General features: G+C 60.2%; 23 protein-coding genes. 5 read left to right on the plus strand and 18 right to left on the minus strand.

Translation table 11 applies throughout. From position 1 onward, the window contains the following. Positions 1-8 precede the first annotated feature (8 nt). The 9 genes from ABVS03_RS08355 to ABVS03_RS08395 form a co-directional block, all read right to left on the minus strand. On the minus strand, positions 9-443 hold the full coding sequence (locus tag ABVS03_RS08355; protein ID WP_330972179.1) for a YbjN domain-containing protein: 435 nt from the start codon (positions 441-443) through the stop codon (positions 9-11). Positions 444-773: 330 nt separating this feature from the next. After that, complete coding sequence (locus tag ABVS03_RS08360; RefSeq protein WP_368018748.1) at positions 774-2,270, minus strand: C69 family dipeptidase; 1,497 nt, start codon at positions 2,268-2,270, stop codon at positions 774-776. Between the two features lie 165 nt (positions 2,271-2,435). After that, on the minus strand, positions 2,436-3,467 hold the full coding sequence (locus ABVS03_RS08365; RefSeq protein ID WP_330972177.1) for a 3-deoxy-7-phosphoheptulonate synthase: 1,032 nt from the start codon (positions 3,465-3,467) through the stop codon (positions 2,436-2,438). 137 nt (positions 3,468-3,604) lie between these two features. Further along, a complete protein-coding gene (gene cysE, locus ABVS03_RS08370) occupies positions 3,605-4,312 on the minus strand; it encodes a serine O-acetyltransferase (RefSeq protein ID WP_368018749.1) in 708 nt (235 codons plus the stop codon). Between the two features lie 320 nt (positions 4,313-4,632). Continuing rightward, positions 4,633-5,544, minus strand: coding sequence for a cysteine synthase A (gene cysK, locus ABVS03_RS08375; protein ID WP_330972175.1), 912 nt, complete (start codon positions 5,542-5,544; stop codon positions 4,633-4,635). 185 nt (positions 5,545-5,729) lie between these two features. Beyond that, positions 5,730-6,170, minus strand: a complete 441-nt coding sequence (locus ABVS03_RS08380) for a hypothetical protein (RefSeq protein ID WP_368018750.1) — start codon at positions 6,168-6,170, stop codon at positions 5,730-5,732. A gap of 120 nt (positions 6,171-6,290) precedes the next feature. Continuing rightward, positions 6,291-6,965 (minus strand): HAD family hydrolase, encoded by a 675-nt coding sequence (locus tag ABVS03_RS08385; protein ID WP_368018751.1) that lies wholly within the window; start codon positions 6,963-6,965, stop codon positions 6,291-6,293. Positions 6,966-6,967: 2 nt separating this feature from the next. Next, positions 6,968-7,741, minus strand: coding sequence for a glutamate racemase (gene murI / locus ABVS03_RS08390; RefSeq protein WP_368018752.1), 774 nt, complete (start codon positions 7,739-7,741; stop codon positions 6,968-6,970). A gap of 22 nt (positions 7,742-7,763) precedes the next feature. After that, on the minus strand, positions 7,764-8,387 hold the full coding sequence (locus ABVS03_RS08395; protein WP_368018753.1) for a DUF362 domain-containing protein: 624 nt from the start codon (positions 8,385-8,387) through the stop codon (positions 7,764-7,766). Positions 8,388-8,456: 69 nt separating this feature from the next. On the opposite strand from ABVS03_RS08395, the gene ABVS03_RS08400 reads away from it, so the two are divergent. Beyond that, positions 8,457-9,014, plus strand: a complete 558-nt coding sequence (locus ABVS03_RS08400) for a macro domain-containing protein (RefSeq protein WP_330972170.1) — start codon at positions 8,457-8,459, stop codon at positions 9,012-9,014. Here ABVS03_RS08400 and ABVS03_RS08405 read toward each other — a convergent pair. Beyond that, complete coding sequence (locus ABVS03_RS08405) at positions 9,011-9,889, minus strand: LysR family transcriptional regulator (RefSeq protein WP_330972169.1); 879 nt, start codon at positions 9,887-9,889, stop codon at positions 9,011-9,013. The genes ABVS03_RS08400 and ABVS03_RS08405 overlap by 4 nt on opposite strands. Positions 9,890-10,003: 114 nt before the next feature. On the opposite strand from ABVS03_RS08405, the gene ABVS03_RS08410 reads away from it, so the two are divergent. Continuing rightward, the gene (locus ABVS03_RS08410) at positions 10,004-10,930 is read left to right on the plus strand and encodes a DMT family transporter (RefSeq protein ID WP_368018754.1); all 927 of its coding nucleotides are present in this window, start codon (positions 10,004-10,006) and stop codon (positions 10,928-10,930) included. A gap of 65 nt (positions 10,931-10,995) precedes the next feature. Here ABVS03_RS08410 and ABVS03_RS08415 read toward each other — a convergent pair whose 3' ends face one another. The 4 genes from ABVS03_RS08415 to ABVS03_RS08430 are packed head-to-tail and all read right to left on the minus strand — an operon-like array spanning position 10,996 to position 13,635. After that, entirely contained in the window at positions 10,996-11,541 is a 546-nt protein-coding gene (locus ABVS03_RS08415) for an N-acetyltransferase family protein (RefSeq protein WP_368018755.1), read from the minus strand. Further along, positions 11,534-12,058, minus strand: coding sequence for an HD domain-containing protein (locus ABVS03_RS08420; RefSeq protein ID WP_368018756.1), 525 nt, complete (start codon positions 12,056-12,058; stop codon positions 11,534-11,536). Before ABVS03_RS08420 ends, ABVS03_RS08415 begins: the two co-directional genes overlap by 8 nt. Before the next feature lie 11 nt (positions 12,059-12,069). After that, entirely contained in the window at positions 12,070-12,918 is an 849-nt protein-coding gene (locus ABVS03_RS08425) for a Cof-type HAD-IIB family hydrolase (protein WP_368018757.1), read from the minus strand. A gap of 33 nt (positions 12,919-12,951) precedes the next feature. Next, the gene (locus ABVS03_RS08430) at positions 12,952-13,635 is read right to left on the minus strand and encodes a YdcF family protein (protein ID WP_368018758.1); all 684 of its coding nucleotides are present in this window, start codon (positions 13,633-13,635) and stop codon (positions 12,952-12,954) included. Positions 13,636-13,779: 144 nt separating this feature from the next. Here ABVS03_RS08430 and ABVS03_RS08435 point away from each other — a divergent pair, with 144 nt between their 5' ends. Beyond that, positions 13,780-14,271, plus strand: a complete 492-nt coding sequence (locus ABVS03_RS08435; RefSeq protein WP_330972163.1) for a hypothetical protein — start codon at positions 13,780-13,782, stop codon at positions 14,269-14,271. 56 nt (positions 14,272-14,327) lie between these two features. Here ABVS03_RS08435 and ABVS03_RS08440 read toward each other — a convergent pair whose 3' ends face one another. Then, a complete protein-coding gene (locus tag ABVS03_RS08440) occupies positions 14,328-14,756 on the minus strand; it encodes a hypothetical protein (RefSeq protein ID WP_368018759.1) in 429 nt (142 codons plus the stop codon). Between the two features lie 1,162 nt (positions 14,757-15,918). Here ABVS03_RS08440 and ABVS03_RS08445 point away from each other — a divergent pair. Together ABVS03_RS08445 and ABVS03_RS08450 are read left to right on the plus strand one after the other, a co-directional pair. Next, positions 15,919-17,181: a DUF349 domain-containing protein gene (locus tag ABVS03_RS08445; protein ID WP_368018760.1), complete on the plus strand. Its 1,263-nt coding sequence runs from the start codon at positions 15,919-15,921 to the stop codon at positions 17,179-17,181. A 54-nt stretch (positions 17,182-17,235) separates the two neighbouring features. Beyond that, positions 17,236-18,063 (plus strand): carbon-nitrogen hydrolase family protein, encoded by an 828-nt coding sequence (locus ABVS03_RS08450; protein ID WP_368018761.1) that lies wholly within the window; start codon positions 17,236-17,238, stop codon positions 18,061-18,063. A 79-nt stretch (positions 18,064-18,142) separates the two neighbouring features. Here ABVS03_RS08450 and ABVS03_RS08455 read toward each other — a convergent pair whose 3' ends face one another. The 3 genes from ABVS03_RS08455 to ABVS03_RS08465 are packed head-to-tail and all read right to left on the minus strand — an operon-like array spanning position 18,143 to position 20,204. Beyond that, on the minus strand, positions 18,143-18,853 hold the full coding sequence (locus ABVS03_RS08455; protein WP_368018762.1) for a 5'-methylthioadenosine/adenosylhomocysteine nucleosidase: 711 nt from the start codon (positions 18,851-18,853) through the stop codon (positions 18,143-18,145). A 10-nt stretch (positions 18,854-18,863) separates the two neighbouring features. Further along, positions 18,864-19,352, minus strand: coding sequence for an S-ribosylhomocysteine lyase (locus tag ABVS03_RS08460; RefSeq protein WP_368018763.1), 489 nt, complete (start codon positions 19,350-19,352; stop codon positions 18,864-18,866). A gap of 30 nt (positions 19,353-19,382) precedes the next feature. Beyond that, the gene (locus tag ABVS03_RS08465; RefSeq protein ID WP_368018764.1) at positions 19,383-20,204 is read right to left on the minus strand and encodes a mechanosensitive ion channel family protein; all 822 of its coding nucleotides are present in this window, start codon (positions 20,202-20,204) and stop codon (positions 19,383-19,385) included. Between the last annotated feature and the right edge of the window lies 1 nt (position 20,205).

The raw sequence follows: 20,205 nt of genomic DNA on the forward strand, positions 1-20,205 counted from the left end.
ACTTTTCCTTACGCGACTTCCTCTTCAGAGGCATCCTGCTCAAGGCAGCTTTGGAGGAGCGGCAGGGTCTCGTCGACCACATCAGCCACACGCTGAGCGATCGTGACGCAGGCATCGCTTGCACCATGGCCCTGGAGCAGAAGATCGTAGTGTCCGACGATGTAGTCGGAGGAGTTCAGATTGAACTTGATCCAGCGCTGCTGGTTGTTGGCGGCATTGCATACCGAAAGCGCCTGGGAGCGCTGGTTCTGGGGAACGCGCACCAGCGGGGACGTCTGGAAGTGCACTTCTTCCCCGTCCTTGGAAAAGATGGCATAGACATAGAGCTGAGGCAGCTGCTTCTTGCCGACATGCTCGAAGACCTTCGAATGGCCCGAGCGCGGCTTGGCTCCGAATACGACCGAGACAATGGGAGATGGCCCCATCCTCAGCACGTCATACACATAATCGCTGTTATCGAGTTTGCGGATAAAGGATTGAAAGCGTTTCTCTGCGGATGACATGGCACTTCCTCCTTCTTGTCGTTCCAGCCATGACTCTCGCCCCTCGCTGCCCCTTAGTTTGGCCAATATTCATTACGGAAGCGTAAAAGATTGAACAGCGATGGGCCGGCGGCCGGTACTTTTCCGTAAGCGGTTCGATACCACCCCAAAAAAGATGCAGATATGTTATATCAGACAAGCTCGTATATACAAGTTTAGAAAGCTTTCAGAAAAGGCGCCCGGATAAATCCAGGCGCCTTCAGGCACTGCCTCTCTGCTCTCTGAAAGATCCTACATGTCATCCTTCGAGAAGCTGTTCTTCATGCCCATGCTTGCGAAGAAGAGGACCTTCGAGAGGAGCGCGTCCGTCTCTTCCTTGAGCTCGTCAGCCATCTTCTGGTTGGCTGCCTCGAGCACAGCCTGGACATCGTCTGTGCCCTTCTCCACAGCAGCATCCGTCTCGTGGAGCATGGCATGTCCCATACCGCCGACCTTCTCCTGGTAGCGCTCGACATCTGCTGCTGCATCATGGAAGTGTGCATCGGCAAGCGCTGCAATGATGCGGTTCTCCCAGTAGAAGCACTCGGTCGTGACGTGGGCATCCGTCTTCTCGAGATAGGCAGGCGTCGTCCGCACATTCGTGTAGAACGGCACGAGCGCATTGAAGACATTGCTGCCGAAGGCGATCCACTGAACAGCACGGCACGCTTCAGGCCCATAGGGGCGCAGCTGCACGACAGAGAGCTGGCTGTTGCGGTTGATGCCGATAGGACGATACATGCCACGTCTCTCGTCGCCGCGGCGGCTGTAGGGGTCGAAGGGCGTGCCCTGATAGTGCAGGGACAGGGCATACTTCACGTCCTCGATCGTGAGCTTGCGCTCCGGCACGCGGCTCCAGGGGATGTCATCCGCTTCCGGCGTGAGATCAGCATCCGGTCCGTCCCACTTGAGGGCATGGGGATTGAGGAAGCGCTGCATGGCCCAGGCACGCGGCGTGTTGTAGACGTGGTCGGAATCGGAGTGCGAGCCGAAGGCATCGCGCGGATTCATGAGGCCGTCTCCGAGCGTGAGGTCGAGGTGGTTCTTCTCCACGAACTCCCTCATGTCAGCAGAGCACAGGTAGTCCTTCTGGGCGCCGAAGGCATCATCGAAGTCGAAGGCATCGATGCCAAGCTGGTTCGGCATCGTCACATAGGCATCGTCCGGGACGCGCTTTGCGATCCAGTGGTGTCCGCCCACCGTCTCGAGCCACCAGATCTCGTCCGCATCGGAGAAGGCGATGCCGTTCATCTCATAGGTGCCATACTGCTCGAGAAGGGCGCCGAGGCGCTTCACGCCCTCGCGTGCGCTCTTGATGTAGGGAAGGACGATCGTGACCATGTCCTCCTCGCCGATACCGCCTGCGACCTCAGGCTCATAGCCCTCTTCGCCTTCCGTGCCCTGTGCCGGCTTGTAGACGACGAAGGGGTCAGCTCCGAGCACGCGCTCGTTCGTCGTGAGGGTCTCCGTTGCGCTCATGGAGACATTGCTCTCGTTCACGCCAGCCTCAGCCCAGATACCCTCGTCGAGGATGGCATTCGGCAGCGCCGTGTAGCGCTCCGGGTTGTCAGGAAGCTCGATTGCGAGATGGGCAATCTTCGAGACGTAGTGGCGCGGCTGCTCTTCGGGATGCACGACGACAAAGCGCTTCGGGCAGAAGCTGCCCGATCCTGAATCCTCGTTCCTGGCCACGATCGTGGAGCCGTCATAGGAGGCCTTCTTGCCGATCAGAAGGGTTGTGCAAGGCATAGAATCATGCTCCTTCTTGTCTTTGGCAGCGTGTGCTGCCGCTTGCATGCTCCCCTATCCTACCCGCAACACGCACTTCCGGCATCGCATGCACGGAATGCCCAAGCACAGAAAAGGAGGCCAGCCCGAAAGCCAGCCTCCCCGCAAGATCTTGGGAAACAGATGCTAGATGCGGTCTGCAATGTGCATGATGAGGTTCTGCGTCTTTGCCCAGCCGAGGCAGGGATCCGTGATGGACTTGCCATACACGCCGCCGCCGATAGGCTGGTTGCCGTCCTCGATGTAGGACTCGATCATGAAGCCACGGAAGAGCTTGCCGATGGCCTCGTTTCTGTGGGCGGAATCGAGGACCTCGTTGCAGATGCGAATCTGTTCGAGAGGACGCTTGCCCGAGTTGTCGTGGTTCGTGTCAATGATGACAGCCGGATTCTGGTACTTCTCGTTCTCCTCGTAGGCAGCAGCGAGGCGCTCGAGGTACTCATAGTGGTAGTTCGGGTAGTTGATATCGTCGAGGCCGCGGTATCCGCGCAGGATGCAGTGAGCAAGCGGGTTGCCGGTTGTCTCGACCTCCCAGTTGCGGTAGATGAAGGTCTGCGGATGCTGGGCTGCATAGACGGAGTTCAGCATCACGGACATGGAGCCACCCGTCGGGTTCTTCATGCCGACAGGGACCTCGATGCCAGAAGCGACAAGACGGTGCTGCTGGTTCTCGACCGAACGGGCGCCGACAGCGACATAGGCCAGAAGGTCGCTCAGGAAGCGGTCGTTCTCCGGATAGAGCATCTCATCTGCCGTGAAGAGGCCCGTCTCCTCGATGACGCGCATATGCATGTGGCGGATGGCCTTGAGGCCCTCGAGCAGGTCAGGAGCGCCCTCAGGATCCGGCTGATGGAGCAGTCCCTTGTAGCCGGTGCCGTTCGTGCGCGGCTTGTTCGTGTAGACGCGCATGACGATGACGAGCTTGTCCTGGACGCACTGCTGGAGCACGGCAAGACGGCTCGCGTAGTCGAGCACGGCGTCCTCGTTGTCGGCAGAGCAGGGGCCGACGATGATGAGCTTCTTGTCAGACTCGCCACGGATGATCGAGGCAACCTCGGCGTCGACTGCCTTCTTGCGCTCGGCGCTCTCATCGGAAAGCGGCATCTCCTTCTTGAGATCCTGCGGGATGGGAAGGCGCCTCTTGAAATTTGCAGACATGGAACCTCGCTTTCAAGGATAGCTGCAGATATCCCCTGCAGCGGACTATCGAGTTGTGGCTATGGTACGTGCAAGTCCGGAGATGTCTCGGACCTGTAAACAGACGGAAACTATTTCAGCGAGGCTCAAGCAAGCTGTCAGAGTGCACAGGACCAGCGCTTGTTCTCATCGTCGTCGAGGGTATTGCCCTTCTCCTCGCCCAAGAGGCTCTTCACCGCAGCCTCGCCGTCCACGAGCGAGAACTGGGGCATCTCCCAGCAGCGATGATCCTTCACGATGTGGGCTGGGATGCCTGCAACCGTGACATTGGCCGGGACATCCTCGAGCACGACTGCATTCGCGCCGACCTTCACGTTGTCCCCTATCGTGATCGCTCCGAGCACCGTTGCACGCGCGCCGACCATCACATTGTTGCCGAGGGTAGGATGGCGCTTGCCAGCATGGTGTCCTGTCATGCCCAAGGTCACGCCCTGATAGAGCATGCAGTCATCGCCCAGGATGGCGGTGGAGCCGATAACGATGCCGATGCCGTGGTCGATCACGAAACGCCTGCCGATTGTCGCGGCAGGATGGATATCGATGGCATAGCGCTTGCGCGTATGGCTCTGCGACCACATGGCAAGCGAATGCATGCCGTGGGTCCACAGCCAATGCTGGCGCCTATAGGCCCAGACCGCACGCAGGCCCGCCGCAAAGAACACGACCTCATGCACAGACGACACCGAAGGATCGCGTGCGACGACCGTACGTGCATCCTCCTTCATCATCTTGATAAGGCCGATCTTGCCGTGTTCACGGCTCATATCTTCCGGAGCTTCGAGGAAGCCCCTCTCATCTGCATTCATTGCCTCTCCAGAGAAAATGCCGCATTCCGCTGCTGCAACAGCTTCAGCCACTGGCAGCCTCCTTGCCGAACGTGCCGATATGACCTAGCGGGATATACAGAGCGCGCCTGGCACATGGCCCAAGGCGGCTCCCGTCTGTCTCCTGCCAGCCCTTTGCATCGAGCACCGGCCCTTCTAAATCATACTTGCGTAGCGGTATTTCAGAGACAGTTATACCGCTCGAAGGGCACTCCGGTCAACAGGAGCAGCACGTCTCGAGCCAAGAAAAGGGAGGGCATCCTGCGATGCAGGCTGCCCTCCCCCATCTGTGCATATCTGCTTTAGAGGTCCATGGAGAGATAGCGCTCGCCGGTATCCGGCATGATCGCGACAATCGTCTTGCCAGCATACTCGGGACGGTTGCCAAGCTCGACGGCGGCAGCGACAGCAGCGCCGGAGGAGATGCCGACGAGGATGCCGAAGTCGTCGGAGAGCTTCTTCTTCGTGTCGATTGCAGTCTGGGAAGCGATAGGCACGACCTCGTCCACGACGGAGGCATCATAGGTCTTCGGGATGAAGCCAGCACCGATGCCCTGAATCTTGTGGGGGCCTGCCGGCTTGCCCTCGAGCACAGCAGATTCTGCCGGCTCGACAGCGATGCCCTTGACGGAAGCCTTCTGCTCCTTCAGGAACTTCGCGGTGCCGGAGATCGTGCCGCCCGTGCCGACGCCTGCGACGACTGCATCGACGGTGCCTTCGGTGTCGCGCCAGATCTCAGGTCCGGTCGTCTTGTAGTGGGCACGCGGGTTTGCAGGATTCACGAACTGGCCGGCAACGATTGCGCCCGGCGTCTGGGCCTTGAGCTCGTCTGCCTTTGCGATGGCGCCCTTCATGCCATCCTTGCCCGGCGTGAGGACGATCTCTGCACCATAGGAGGCAGCAAGCTTGCGGCGCTCGATGGACATCGTCTCAGGCATCACGAGAATCATATGGTAGCCACGCGCTGCGGAAAGCATGGCAAGACCGACACCGGTGTTGCCGCTCGTCGGCTCGATGACCGTGCCTCCTGGCTTCAGGGTGCCGTCTGCCTCTGCGGCATCGAGGATGGCCTTCGCGATACGGTCCTTCACAGATCCGCCAGGGTTCGTTGCCTCGTACTTGCCGAGAATCGTAGCCTTGCCGTCGACGAGGGCGGAGAGGTCCACAAGCGGGGTGGTGCCAATCAGTGCCTCGACGTGCTTTGCGACCTTCATGTTCGTGCCTTTCTGTTGCTATCTGCTGGATACGAGGGTGGTTTGGCCGGGGACACAAGTCCTGGATGGCCTGCAAGCTCGTTGTGTACAGAATGGCACTTATATTCCTACCATTCAAGTGGGAATATGGGATTGCTCTGTTAATTCCTAGTTACATAGAGGAATTAAACCAGCCCAGATCGGGCCTAGGCCTCTGCCTGCTCCTTCGGAAGCGCAAGGCCAAATCCGAGCATGAGGGCAGGTACAATCATGCAGAGCGGGTACTGGGCCGCAATGAGGACGCAGACGACGACCACGACCTGAAGGGCCGACGGCAGATATGCTGCCACGAGCGAGCCTGCGACGACGAAGAGCGTAAGCACGCAGCCAAGCACAAGCGAGACGATCCTCTGGGTCTTGCCGAGGCGCAGGTGCCCGAGATGCACGAGCGTGATCATGCCGGCAAAGGCGATGCTCTCGACAAGCAGGGGCGAAGAGACGATATAGGCAAGCTGCAGGCCCATGGAGGCCGTGACGAGCGACTCGTAGGCGCTCTCGGACATATGCGTCCAGAGGACCATGGCAAGCGAGAGCACGGCAACAGCCGCAGAGACGATCATGAGAACGATATAGGTCTTCCTGTTCATGTGTTCCTTTCGATGAGGATGCCACACTCCATAATCGCCTCTTGAGGCAGGTTTCCTGCCGGCCCTTAGGATCGGCAGGAAACCGACACGGAACGCCTATGAAGCTGAGAGAAGTCTCAATCAGGCATCGATGAAGCCCTGGTCCAGAAGGTCTGCGACCTCGGCCAGGTCCTGGCAGATGTAGGATGCCATGCCTCGCATCTCATCTGTCACGGGCGAGAGATCGGGCACCATGATGGTTATGAAATGCCCTGCGGCTCCTGCCTTGACACCCGAGTAGGAATCCTCGAGCACAAGCGTGCGCTCGGGCTCTACCCCAAGCTGTCGCGCTGCCTCGAGGAAGATATCGGGTGCCGGCTTGCTGTGCGCGATGCCGGAATCCCTGCCGCTCACGATGGCCTGGTAAGCTCCTTCGAGCCCGAGATGGCCGAGGTGGAGATGGATGAGCTCGAGCGGAGAAGATGACGCCACGGCGCAGGGTATATGCCAGCCGCCGAGATAGTTCATGAGTTCGAAGAGGCCAGGCTTTGCGGGAACACCCTGGGTCCTGAAGACGACGCCTGCAAGCTCATGAAGCCTTCTGATCATCTGCGTCCCGTCGACATCCTTGATGTCGCTATAGATTTCCTCGAGGATTTCAGCTCCCCGCTCGTCCGTCGTGCCGCGCGTCCTGTCTGCGACTTCAGGGCGATAGGGCACTCCCGCCTCTTCGCAGACCTGGGGCCACTGGGCACACCAGACGCGCTCGGAGTCGACCATGAGGCCATCCATATCGAAGATTGCGCCCTGGATCATGCCTATACCTCCTGCGCGAAGAACCAGCGGTAGAGCGCAAGCTCCTCTGGCGTATTCCTGCTCGACCGGAACTCGACCGTGCCTTCCTGCGACGCAGGCGCAAGCCTGCCCGTCTCCTCGAGGCGGCGCCTGAGCTCGCGTGCCGCGCCGGCACCCGATTCGAAGAGCGGCACATCGCCGACGACCGAGCGAATCTGACGTGCCACGAAGGGATAGTGCGTGCACCCCAGCACGACGGAATCGACCGTTCCGGCATACCGGCCGACAAGGCGCTCGATGAGCTCTGTGAGGTCGGGAGCATTGAGGTTGCCATGCTCTATCCTTGCCGCAAGCCCCGGACAGGGCTGGGAGATGACTTCGGAGTCGGAGCCCCAGGTAGCTGCGAGCTGATGGTACTTGTCGAGTCTGAGCGTCACCGGTGTTGCCATGACCAGCACTCTTCTGTGCTTCGGAGCAAGCGTTGCCGGCTTGAGCGCTGGCTCGACGCCGATGATTGGAAGATCTGGATACTCGGCACGAAGCGTCGCCGCCGCGACCGAGGTCGCTGTATTGCAGGCAATGACAATGGCCTTGCAGCCTTCATGCACCATGTACTCCACGATGGCACGGGAGAGCTTCATGACCTCTTCGTCCGTCTTCTCTCCATACGGTGCATTCGCCGAGTCCCCAAAGAAGAGGAAGCGCTCATGCGGAAGCTCGCGCACGAGATGCTCGAGCACGCTGATGCCGCCGACGCCCGAATCGAAGACGCCGACCCATCCCTCATGTTGTCCCATGGAACCCATGACCTTCCTTCTGCTAGAGCCTGATGATGGCATGATTCGGGCAGCTCTCGAAGCAGGTGCCGCAATGGATGCAGCGCGGCTGGCTGATCATGACCGGGCTCTTCGTGAGATCTATCGCAAGCTGCGGGCAGGCCACGACGCAGATGCCGCAGCCTGTGCAGGAGTTCGTGACGTAATACGTTGCAGGCGGCTCTGCCGTGCCGACGCCGAACTTCCATTCGGTGCCATCCTGGCGAAGTATTCCCCGTCCATCGAAGAGGACAAAGCCGGCAAGGCTCCCATAGCCTCCTGCAAGCACGCTGTCCGCATCCGTGCCTGCCTCCCTGAGGCGAAGCGAAAGGTCGCTCTGGGAGAGCTCATGCACACGTCCTGCAAATCCCACGAACGCAGGCCTTCCCTCCCATACGACGTTTCCCATCGCCGAGACATAGCGCCTATGGCGAAGAGACGATGAGAGCGCCGTGCCTGCGCGCACGGCAAAGGCGAGGCCTTCCCCATCGAAGCCTTCGAGCCACACTTCGTCTGTCCGCGGCCTCTCGTCTGCATCGACAGCAGAACCGATGAGGACTGGATGCTCCCTCGAGACCAGCTCCTCGAGTGCAGGCACAAGGGCCTCTCCGTCTGACGCTATCTGCATGGGTCACCTCTCTGGCAGCGCATTTCTGCAAACGTCTATAGTGTATGGCAAAAGAAGGGGCGAATGTTCATGCTCTATCTCATCCATGGCTCGGTCGCAGACCAGAAGACCGACGCAATCGTCAATGCTGCAAACCGCGCGCTTGCCGGAGGGGGCGGCGTCGACGGAGCGATCCATGCGCTTGCCGGTCCAGAGCTTGACCGTGCCTGTAGGAAGATTGGCTTCTGCCCGACGGGACAGGCTGTCGTGACGCCGTCTTTCAACCTTGAAGCCCGCACCGGCTGCCGCTTCATCGTGCATACCGTCGGCCCCATCTATGCAAGGGAGACTCCTCAGCGCGCACGCGAGCAGCTTGCCTCCTGCTACCGCACCTCATGCGAAGAGGCAAGACATGCAGGCGCGCGCACGATCTCGTTCTGCTCGATCTCGACAGGCGTCTATGGCTATCCCCTCGAAGAGGCACTGCCTCTGGCGCTCGAGATCCTCCTTGCAGAAGCGCCCTCTTTCGACGAGATCCGCTTCTGCCTCTTCAAGGACACAGAGTTCTGCCAGGGCAAGGTTCTGGCAGAGCAGCTCTTTGTCTGCAAGGATGCGCCAGAAGGCATAGAAGTGGAGAAGCTGCGCTAGTCCTCCACTGTCTCGTTTCTGTACTTAAGGTATTCCAGGAACTTCGAGGCGATCTTCGAGATGTCCGGACGTGTAATCACGCGGATGTTTCTGAAAGCTGGCTCCTCGAGGTGCAGCAGCTTGATGTGATAGGGATTGCGCTTGAGCACGAGACTCGGCAGCACGGAGACGCCGAGGCCATTTTCCACCATCGACATGATTGCATAGTCATCCCACGTCACGAAGCGAACGTCAGGTGCAAGATGCGCAGCCTCGAATATGCCTGAGACCTCGGTGTCGCCGCTCTGCTGCAGCATCATGAACGGCTCGCGGCAGAGGTCCTCGAGAGCGCAGGAATCCCTGGAAGCGAGCCGGTGCCCTTCGGGCACCACAGCCAGCATCTCGTCACGGTCGAGCAGCCTGTCCATGAGGGTGCTCTTCGGCTTTCCGGCAATGAAGCCGCAGTCGACCCTGCCCTCCTGCACCCAGCGCTCTATCTCGGTGTAGTCGCCCATCACGAGCTCATAGTCGATCTGGGGGAAGTCCTTCTGGAAGCGCGCAATCACATGCGGGAGCCAGTGCGTGGCCACGCTCGTGAACGAGCCGATGCGCACCGTGCCGACTGCAAGGCCGTTCACGTCGTCGATCCGGCTGTGGAGCTCCCGGTCCTCTTCGACGACCCGGCGCACGTACGGCAGGATCTTCTTGCCTTCAGCCGTGAGCGAGACGCCGCCACGGCCACGTTCGACAAGGCGGACGCGCCAGTCATGCTCGAGATCTGCAATCATGCGGCTGATGCCCGGCTGCGAGCATTCGAGGACCTCTGCCGCCCGCGAGAAGCTGCCCTGATCGACTGCCTCGATAAGGGCGCGGTACTTCTGGATGTTCGTGTCCATGCCCGCTCCTTTCCATCACAATTCATAATACAACATATTTATCATATTCGCTTTTATTGTAAGAAGCGCTCTGGGAAAATGGGTGGCACGGCAATCATCTGGAAAGGTGCATCCATGAGGAAATCCCTGCTCCGCTATCTCGCAGCGCTGCTTCTCTTTGGCTCCAATGGCATTGTAGCGGCACAGATGCTCCTTCCTTCCACCCAGATCGTGCTCGTGCGCACGTTCCTCGGCAGCCTCCTCCTCGCCGTCATACTCGCAGCCGGGCTTCTCCGCAGCCATGAGACGCTCCAGAGTGCCGCACACCCGAAGCAGGCGCTCTTCCTTGCCCTTTCGGGAGCAGCACTTGGCGGCGGCTGGATCTTCCTCTTCCAGGCCTACCGTCTGATCGGCGTCGGCGTCTCTTCCCTTCTCTACTATTGCGGCCCTGTCATTGTCATGGCCCTCTCGCCGATCCTCTTCCATATGCACCTCGGTGCCCGCAAGCTTGCCGGCTTTGCCGCTGTCGTCGGCGGATGCTTCCTCGTCGTCGGCCAGGGACTTCAGGGCACGCTCTCTCTGTTCGGCCTTATCTGCGGCTTCATGTCCGCGGTCATGTATGCCCTCATGGTCATCTTCTCGAAGAAGGTCACCGACATCTGCGGCCTCGAGAATGCGACCGTGCAGCTCATCGGCAGCTTTGCCTGCGTCTTCATCTATGCGCTTCTGACAGGCCAGGCGCTTCCTTCCTTCGCTGCCACCGATATCGCTCCTGCCCTCATGCTTGGCTTCGTCAATACCGGCCTTGGCTGCTTCCTCTACTTCGCTGCGATGCACGACCTGCCGGTCCAGACCGTGTCGGTCTGCGGCTATCTCGAGCCGCTCTCTGCTGTCGTCTTCTCCGTCATCCTGCTCGGCGAGCCCATGAGCGCAGCGCAGCTTGCAGGAGCTGTCCTCATCCTCGGCGGCGCAGCCTTCTCAGAGCTCTCCGGCAAGGCGAAGGCCAAGCCTGCTGCAAAGACAGCACCCATCCCCTCGAGGAGCCTCCAGCAGGCACGCTAGCGCAGAGCCATCAATGCTCATGCAGGGACCCGATGCCAGAAGGCACCGGGTCCTTTTCTTCTCCCCTAGATTGAGACCTGTCCGAGCTCCTTCAGGTAGTAGAGCGTGTCGATGCCAGGCCCGCGGTCATCTGCGAGGCAGCGCACCATGCGATAGCCGCCCTTCTCGAGCAGCGAGCGCTGCGCCCCATTTGTCGACCAGGTCCTTATGAGCATGGCAGAAGGGCAGATCCTCTTCTCGAGGGCGCGGTAGAGCGCCGAAGCAACACCGCGATGGCGAAACTCTGGCGCGGTGCAGATGGTCGTGATGTAGACCGCATCTGCACCGAGACGGATCCATCCCGCATCGAAGCCTCTGATATAGGAGAGAAAGCCGGCAAGCCTCCTGCCCTCCCGCGCAAGCAGGAACGGCTGGCCTGCAAGCTCTGCAAAGTAGGCTTCGACCCCAGTCTTGTCTGAGGCTGCAGGCGTGCTCAAGTCTGTCTGATGGGTCGATGCCCTCTTGGAGAGCGGCGGCACGAACTCGCCTTCCGTCTCTTCAAGAAGTTCCAGGACGGCTTCTTCATCTTCGCCGGCAAGATGCTCTGCACAAGCAACCGAAAGCTCATTCATCGGCTGCGTCTGCCACACCTTTCTCGAGCCTGTCGAGCAGGATGCGGAGTGCCGGCAGGTATTTCTTCTCCACACGCTCAAAATCCTTCTGGCCTGCCTCGGAAAGACGCGCGATATCGAGGTTCTGCGCAAGGTCCGAGATCTTGCACCGGATCGCCGCGGCAGAGCCGCTCTCGGCGATATGCCTTACATAGTCAAGGTAGGGCACGCCCTCTTCATGCGTCAGAAGCCCCACGGCATCCCCTGCCGCGTCTCCGAACTCCTGCCGTATCTCATCGAGGTCCACGCCTCCATCCTCCACCACATCATGGAGCAGGGCGCAGACGAGGGCATCTTCATCCCCGCTTGCCATCACTCCCTGAGCCACGCTCAGGGGATGCAGGATATAGGGCGCTCCCGCCTTGTCGCGCTGCCCTGCATGGGCACGCCTGGCAAGGGCATAGGCACGCATCGCACGTTCATCGGTGCCGAAGAGCGCCTCTGCCAGAGCATCGGGGTCGGCCATCTGTACATCCATGCAAGCCGTCCCTATCCGCAGATATCCGGCAGATGCTTCGCGAGGGAAGCGGCGATGCCGTCCTCCTCGTTCGAGAGCGTCACCTCGTCGGCCGCTTCCTTCGTCTCGTCGACGGCGTTGCCCATAGCGACCCCTATGCCTGCCCACTTGAGCATCGTGATATCGTTCTGCGCATCGCCGAAGGCGATCACGTTCTCGGGAGCGATGCCGAGAGCAGAGAAGCTCTCGCGGAGCGCCTTCGACTTGTCAACGCCCTTGGCCGTGAACTCGTAGTAGTAGGGTGCCGTGAACATGGAGCTGAGCTCGCCCTCGAAGGGCTCTGCCATCTTTTGCCAATGCTTTTCGAGGTAGGCAGGCTCGCCGGCGACGAGGATCTTGTTCGGCTCCCAGTCGACGAACGCGGCAAGGTCGCGCTCTTCGCAGAGCAGGTAGCTGTTCGAGCGCGACTCGTACTCGATGATGTTGCGGCGGGTGCCATCCGGATTCGTGACCATGCCGGCAAAGACATCGTTCACGTACATGTAGCAGCCGTGGTCCATGATCGGCCACACACAGAAGCGCTTCATATGCTCGAGGACACGCCTGGCAGCATCTACGCTCATGGCCTGGTTGAAGAGGACCTCTCCCGTCTGGCAGTCCACGGCCTTTGCGCCGTTGTAGCAGACGAAGACACCGTCGTGCTCATACATGCCAAGCTGGCGTCCGAAGCGTGAAAGACCGTTGTCGGTCCTGCCGCTTGCCAGCACAAGCCGGATGCCTGCCGCTTCAGCAGCCCTGAGCGCGGCCTCGGTCTTCGGCGTGATCTCCTTCCTGCCGTTCGTGAGCGTGCCGTCCACATCGAGCAGAATCGCTTCGATCATGTCTGCCCCCAATCTTTCGGGTTCCCTGCTGTCCTACCAGATGCTCACATCGGGCAGCAGCTGTTCTGTGTAGCCTGCCTGTGCAAGCATCCTGCTTGCATCGAGCACCATCTCTGGCGTCATGACGGGGTCCTGCCAGCCGCGCTCGGGATAGATGACATTGCGCTCGACATCGCCCACGAGCACCGAGATGAACTCATGCTTCGAGATCGGTGCCAGGCCGCTTGCGTACCAGCGTGCATACTCATCGTAGCCGATATCCGGCACGGCAACCTGGAACGTCAGTCCCGGCCAGAGGCAGCTCACGGTCGCCCTTGTGCGAAGCGCACGGTAGGGACGCTCGACGACAATGAGGCGTGCCTTCGCGATCCCCTTCTTCCTCATGAGCTCCCGTGTGAAGCGGATATTGTCGCCCGTATTCGTGGAATCTGGCTCGGTGACGATCGCATCGACAGGAACGCCCGCCTCCTCGGCGATATGGGCGAAGCGCTCTGCTTCCGGTTCCTGCCAGAGCCTCTTCGTTATGCGTCCCAGGCCACCTGTGAAGATGATGAAGGGAGCAAGCCCCTCATGCCAGAGCTCCGCTGCCCGCTCCGCCACATGCTCGTCGTGGCTTCCAAAGGCCAGGATGGCAGATGCAGGCATAAGCTCTGAATCTGCACTCTCGCCGTATTCGAAGATCAAGCGCGCCAGCCGATCGATATCCTGAGAATCCATAGCAGCACCTTCCTCGCAGCTTCTGCTTCAAGCCTAGCAAGCCGCCGGTGCACGAGGTGCAGGAATCATCAAATCCCGACAGCTTCCGCCATCTTCGGGTAGCATGAAAGGCATGCTTTTCAGACCGTCCCGAAAGGAGCATCCATGAAACCGGCCAAGCTCGCACACCGCGTCTGTGCCCTCGTGTCGGGCCTGCTCCTTGCGGCAAGCCTTTCTGCCTGCGGAAGCACGGGCGAGACCACGACCGCTGCATCGCAGCAGACATCCGGAGCGACGATCACGACCGGCATCCTCCAGAATGCCGATGTCGCTATCAGCTGCGATACGTCGGATGGCTATGACCTCGTGCAACAGGGCGTGAACTTCGATGTCTCGAAAGACGGCAAGGTCGCAGCCTATGGGTTCCTGATCCTGAAGGCCGACTACGACTCCTACGTCGCCTCTGCAAAATCCGCTTCAGACTACACGACGACCGAGATCAACGGCTCCTCTGTCATCACCTATACGGACTCCGGTATCGCAGAGGCCCTGATCGAGGTGCCTGATGGAAAGAACTACATCTATCTGCGCGATGCCTCTGGCATGGACGATCTGGATACCGTGCTCGGGCATCTGACGTTCACGGCAGCCCAGTAAGAACATCCGAAGAAATGCAGAAGCGGGAGAGGCTTTTCGTGTCCCTCCCGCTTCTCTTACAGGTCTCTGAGCGAGCGCTCGATGCCGGCGATAGCATCATCGACCGAGTCTTTTGCCTTCTCGATCCTGGACTGGACCAGGATGTCGGCAATCGCGCCATCAAATACGAAATCGGCAAACTCGAGGAAGCCATCCACATCGACCTTCAGATGCTCGACATCCCGGACGTCGCCGAGCTCCTTCTGGAAGGCCTGGACATCGCGCTTTGCCTGGCCGATCGCCTCGCGCGCCTCGGCAAGGCGGGCATGCTTCAGCGCACCGGAGATGAAGTTGCCGCCGAAGAGGTCGACGAGGCCCCAGCTGCTTGCCTTTGTAAGGTAGCCCCGGGCCTCCCTGAGGCTCTTGAGCGCACGCTCTCCTGCCTCGCGTGCCTCTCTGCGTTCCTCTTCATCCGACGGGACCACGTACTCAGCTTCTTCGTCCATCATGCCTCCCCAAGTTGTCTTTCTGGCTCCAAGCTATACCCAGCCTGCAGCTTTTCAGACACGCCCGACATGAAACAGGGCGGACCGTGCCCGATTGCGCGGTCCGCCCCACAGCTCAGCTATCATCGAGAGCGAGGATAGCGAAAAACCGAACGATTGGATAGATCGTCTCTATTACTTCGGTATCCCCTCCTCCGCTCTGCCGCCTTCCATCGAAGTGCGGCAATCCGATAGATGCCTCAATGAGGGAGCTTCTGCTCCCGCTCGCTAGAACTTTGGTGTCATCCCCATTTCAGATGACGGACTTCAGATGCCTGATGTGGGGAAAGATCCCCTGCTGCTCAGAACTTTGGTGTCATCCCTCTCGGCGCCAGGCGCCAAAACGGAATCGGAACTTTGCTTCCTGCATCATGCCGAAACAGACGTCGGAACCTTCCTCAGGCTCGCAGTGCCCATTCCCGCCGCCACAGCCACGCGCTCGTCACGTGCTGGACCAAAGTGAAATGGATGCACGAAGCACCGGAGCTCACCCAGCTGAAATATCATACGTCTGCTCGATTGCCCGGCTGGCATTGCTCTGTCTCGGACAGCCAGTACGCGGGGGGCTGAAACCCACACCCGTCAGATAAGGTCAGCGGTCCTCGGGCAGACGCACTATAGAGCTCTCATCTATGCCCATCGGACTCACCCCCTTCTCCCGTCGCAGCCTCTTTGGTGCGACCCTTTTCTGTTCGCTTATATTCCTACCCAGGTCCTTCGCCTCTTTCGGGACTCCTGTGCCGAGCGGTGCCAATTTGGCGCCGAACGGCCGAGTCGCCAGGAATCCCACGAGACAGCTCTGCAGCTCTGCCTGATATGCCTCTGCCAATCCCTTGGACAGGCAGAGGCAACAGGGAGGGAGGGGCTTACGGTCGGCTGGAATAGATTCCCGTTTCCCGCTCGCCTGAAGCCAGTCTAGGATGGCTTGGTGCCGTGAAGCTTTCCCGAAGCACTCTTCTAAGTTTCTGATTGCGCACGCTTCTGTTACGGCGTCCACCTACAGAATCCAGCTGTCCAAAGCCGGAGATGTGGTGAAAATCTGAAGCCGTACGTGGTAGTCTTTCGGCTTGTGGGAACTGCATCCACACATCACCTCTACTCTTCGCTCACCCAGGGAGTGACCATGGCTTTGAATGAGGAACGCGACGCCGAGGCGACCGAGACCACGGCACAGGAAAGCGTGCCGGATGCGCAGAAGGCAGACGAGGCAAAGACAGAATCCAGCACAGAGCCGGAAGTGCAGCCGAATCCTCTGCGCGAGGCTGACATCGCAAAGAAGGAAGCGCTCGTCAGCGAGCTCCAGGAATTCGTACGCACATCCGACTGGCGCCACGGCTCGCAGCAGCTGAGGCCGACGATGGACGCCTGGCGCGCCATCCACAACTGGCATACCGCCAAGGAGGACGAGCTCTGGGAAGCCTTCCAGACCGCCCGCCACACGATCTATGCAGAGCGCACCCATGAGCGGGAAGCATCGCATGCCGCAAAGGAGAAGCTCGCCGAGGAAGCCGACAAGCTCCGCGATTCGCGCGAGTGGAAGGCCACGACCGAGCGCTTCCACCTCCTGATGGATGCGTGGAAGAAGGCAGGCTCTGCTGGCCACGAAGAGGACGACCGCCTCTGGGAGAAGTTCAATGGCGCCCAGCATGAGTTCTTCGAGCGCAGGAATGCCCATTACCAGGAGCTTGACTCCCTCCACGCAAAGGCCCGCGCCAAGAAGCAGGAGCTCATCGAGCGCCTGCGCGCGCTGCCGGAGCCTGACGAGTCCTGGGGCGCCTCGCAGTGGAAGGCACAGACGAACCAGGTCCATGACCTGATGACGGAATGGCGAGCTGCCGGCCAGGCAGGCCGCGAAGAGAACGACCGTCTCTGGGAAGAGTTCAATGGACTCCGCCAGAAGTTCTTCGATGCCCAGCATGCCCACTACGCTGCGGTCGAGGCACAGTACAAGAAGAACGCCGAGGCGAAGCAGGAGCTCATCGACACCGCCAAGCGCGTCTCTGCCGCTATGGACTTCGGTCCCGAGGCGACCGAGACGATGAAGGGCCTGGACGTCAAGTGGAAGGCCATCGGCTATGCCGGCCCGAAGACGAACGATGCGCTCTGGGAGAGCTTCCATGACGCAAAGGAGAAGTTCTGGCTCCAGAAGCGTGCCTACCATGAGGCGCGGCACGAGATAGCCCAGAAGAAGTCCGAGGAGGCCATCGAGCGCAGAGAGGCACAGATCGAGAACCTCCAAGGCCAGATCGACCACCTCCGCGACAAGATGGAGACGACGACCAGCCAGGAGTACCTCGACAACATGGAAGGCTGGATCCAGGAGAAGGAAGAGCGCATCCAGGATCTGAAGGCACAGATCGAAGACATCAGGCAGAAACTCAGATAAGCTGAGAGGGCGGCATGCAATTGGGCATGCCGCCCTTTGTCGTTTGGAGTCCCTATGCGCCTCGCTCTGGCACAGATGCAGATGCAGGAATCGATGGCAGGCAATCTCGAAGCGAGCATTGCCTATCTGAGGCAGGCCGATGCCGCAGAGGCTGACCTCGTGCTCTTCCCTGAAGCGCAGCTCACACCGTTCTTCCCTGCCTGGAGAAAAGACGAGAGCCCCTATAGCGGAAAGCTCGACGAGATGTGCCCCGACCTCGGATCTCCTGCCTTGGGACAGCTCCTCGGCACCTGCCGCTCTCTTGGCATCGCTGCCTCGTTCAACCTCTGGTGCAGGTGGCCTGATGGCCATGCCTACGACACGTCGATCACGGCAGGTCCGGATGGCACGCTTCTGGGCGAACCTGCCCGCATGGTCCATGTCGCAAACTATTCCGGCTTCTTCGAAGCCGACTACTACACGCCCTCCCCTTCGGGCTTTCAGGTCTACGACACCCCGTGGGGCAGGATAGGTGTCGTGATCTGCTATGACCGCCACTTCCCGGAAAGCATCAGGAGCTGCGCTGCCCAAGGTGCCGCGCTTGTACTCGTGCCAACTGTGAATGTCGAGGACGAGCCGCTCGAGCTCTTCGAATGGGAGATGCGCGTCCAGGCATTCCAGAACACCTGCTATGTCGCACTCTGCAACCGATCGGGCAAGGAGCCGAACGACGGCCCTGTCTTTGCTGGGGAGTCGCTTGTGGCAGCACCCGATGGCACGCTCGTCGGCAAGGCAGGAGCCGAGGAGAGCCTCTTTGTCGCAGACATCGACCTCGGCCGTGTTGCCAAGATCCGCAGCGAGCGTACCTGGCTCGATGAGCGCAGGCCCGATCTCTATCTCTGAGGTCACAACAGATAGACATGAGGGAGGCCGGATGCCTGCAGGCATCCGGCCTCCCTTCCTTCTGGGCCTCTTGAAGCGTCTAGGCCGTGAGCTTGGCAACGAGGTACTCGACGATCTTTGCGCAGTGCTCTGCTGCCTGCTTCTCGAATGTCGGATAGTCGACAGAGGCAGAGCCGTCTGCCTTGTCGGAGATGGCACGCACGACGACGAACGGCACCTTGTTGAGGTAGGCTACCTGGGCGATAGGTGCGCCCTCCATCTCGGTGCAGTCAGCGTCGAACAGGGACTTGATGCGGTCCTTCTGCTCCTGCGTACGGACGAACTGCTCGCCCGAGGCAACGCGCCCTGCGAAGCCCTTGATCTCCGGAGCGACGGCAGCGACTGCATCGAGCGCTGCAGAGCGGAGCTCAGGGTCTGCCGGGAAGGCCACGGTATCGAGCCCCGGCACCTCTCCCGGCTTGAAGCCGAGGTTGCAGACGTCCATATCGTGGTGGACGGCGTCGGTCGCAACGACGATGTCGCCGATGTTGATGTCGTTGTTGAGCGAGCCTGCGACACCGGTGTTGATGAGATGGGTCACGTGGTAGCGCTCGCAGAGGGTCTGCGCGACCATAGCGGCATTGACCTTGCCGACGCCGCACTCGCAGACCACGACATCCGTTCCGCCGAGCTTGCCCTCGCAGAAGTCGCGCTGGGCAATCTGCGTTGTCTGAGAGTCCTTGAGCTGGGCCTTGAGCCAGTTCACTTCTTCTGCCATGGCACCGATGATGCCGACCTTGATTGCCTCCATGGATGCTCCTTTACGCTTCGGGATAGTTGAGGTGCGCTTCGTCGATACCATCAAGCGTCTCGCTGAGATAGCGGCGAGCCCACCACTTTGCCTCGTTCAGGTCCGCGTCATGCCAGTTGCCGCAGTCGCGCGGCGTGGCACCCGGAATGTCCCCTTCGAAATCGCGGATGAATTCGAAGAGCCTCGTCACGATATCCACCATGTCCTTCGAGCTATAGTCGCCGAAGACGACGAGATAGAAGCCGGTGCGGCAGCCCATGGGCCCGAAGTAGACCGTACGTTGCGCCCACTCGGGATCGTTCCTCAGATACGTGGCGCCGAGATGCTCGATAGCGTGGACCCCTGCCGTGTTCATGACAGGCTCGCGGTTGGGTGCTGTGAGCCTGAGATCGAACGTACTGATGATGCAGCCCGTCTCAGGGTCCTTGTCCTTGCGGGACAGATAGATTCCTGGCTCGAGCAGAAGATGGTTGATCGTGAAGCTTGCAATCTTTTCCATTACGAACTCCTTCACGGTTGCTGACAGAACTCAGGATAGGCGAGATTGCTCGGATGCAGACCCATGTTCTGGCACTTCACGGTCCATCCTCGCAAGCCAGGGCGTGCCGGCGATGGCACGCGCCACCCTGTCGGCAGCCAGAAGCGAGCTCTGGTCTGCCTTTGCATGGAAGATGGCCTTTGCCTCTATGCCATACGTCCCGAACGAGATGAGGCAGAGAAGCGGCTTGAAATCGGGGTCCGCCCAGTCGCCCAGTGCCTCCTGTCCCTTCTTCAGGATGTCAGCTGTCGCCTCATCCACATCCACATCGCTTCTGAGCAGGAGCGGCACGGTGCAGGACGTGACATCGGAGGCAGAGCGGATCGTCACAGCTGTCTTGTTGAGGACCGAGTTCGGGATGATCTGGGTCGATCCTGTCGCATCCGTGAGATGGGTGTTCCTCCAGGTGACATCGGTCACGATGCCCGACTGGGAGCCGACCGTGATATAGTCGCCCGGCTTCACGACCTGGCCGAGCATGAGGGCAAGGCCGCCGATCACATTCGAGACCGTATCCTGGAGGCCCAGAGAGATCACGACGGAGGTGACGCCCAGGGCTGCGACAAAGGCAGTCGGCTGGATGCCAAAGACAGGCTGGAGCACCGCGAGCAGGGCAAGCGCCCAGATGAAGGCCTTCACGATGTTCACGAAGATCGAGGCAGCGGGGATATCCGTCGCATCGAAGACGCGCGACAGGAAGGCTGAGAGCGCCCGCTCGATCACATAGGCGATGCCTGCCACGACAGCGAGATACAGGATCTTGCCGCCGATTGCATCAAGCGAGAAGAATGCCGCCATTGCTCCCCAGTCCATG

It is taken from the genome of Olsenella sp. AGMB03486 (genome assembly GCF_040884255.1).
GTDB classification, from domain to species: Bacteria; Actinomycetota; Coriobacteriia; order Coriobacteriales; family Atopobiaceae; genus Olsenella_L; species Olsenella_L kribbiana.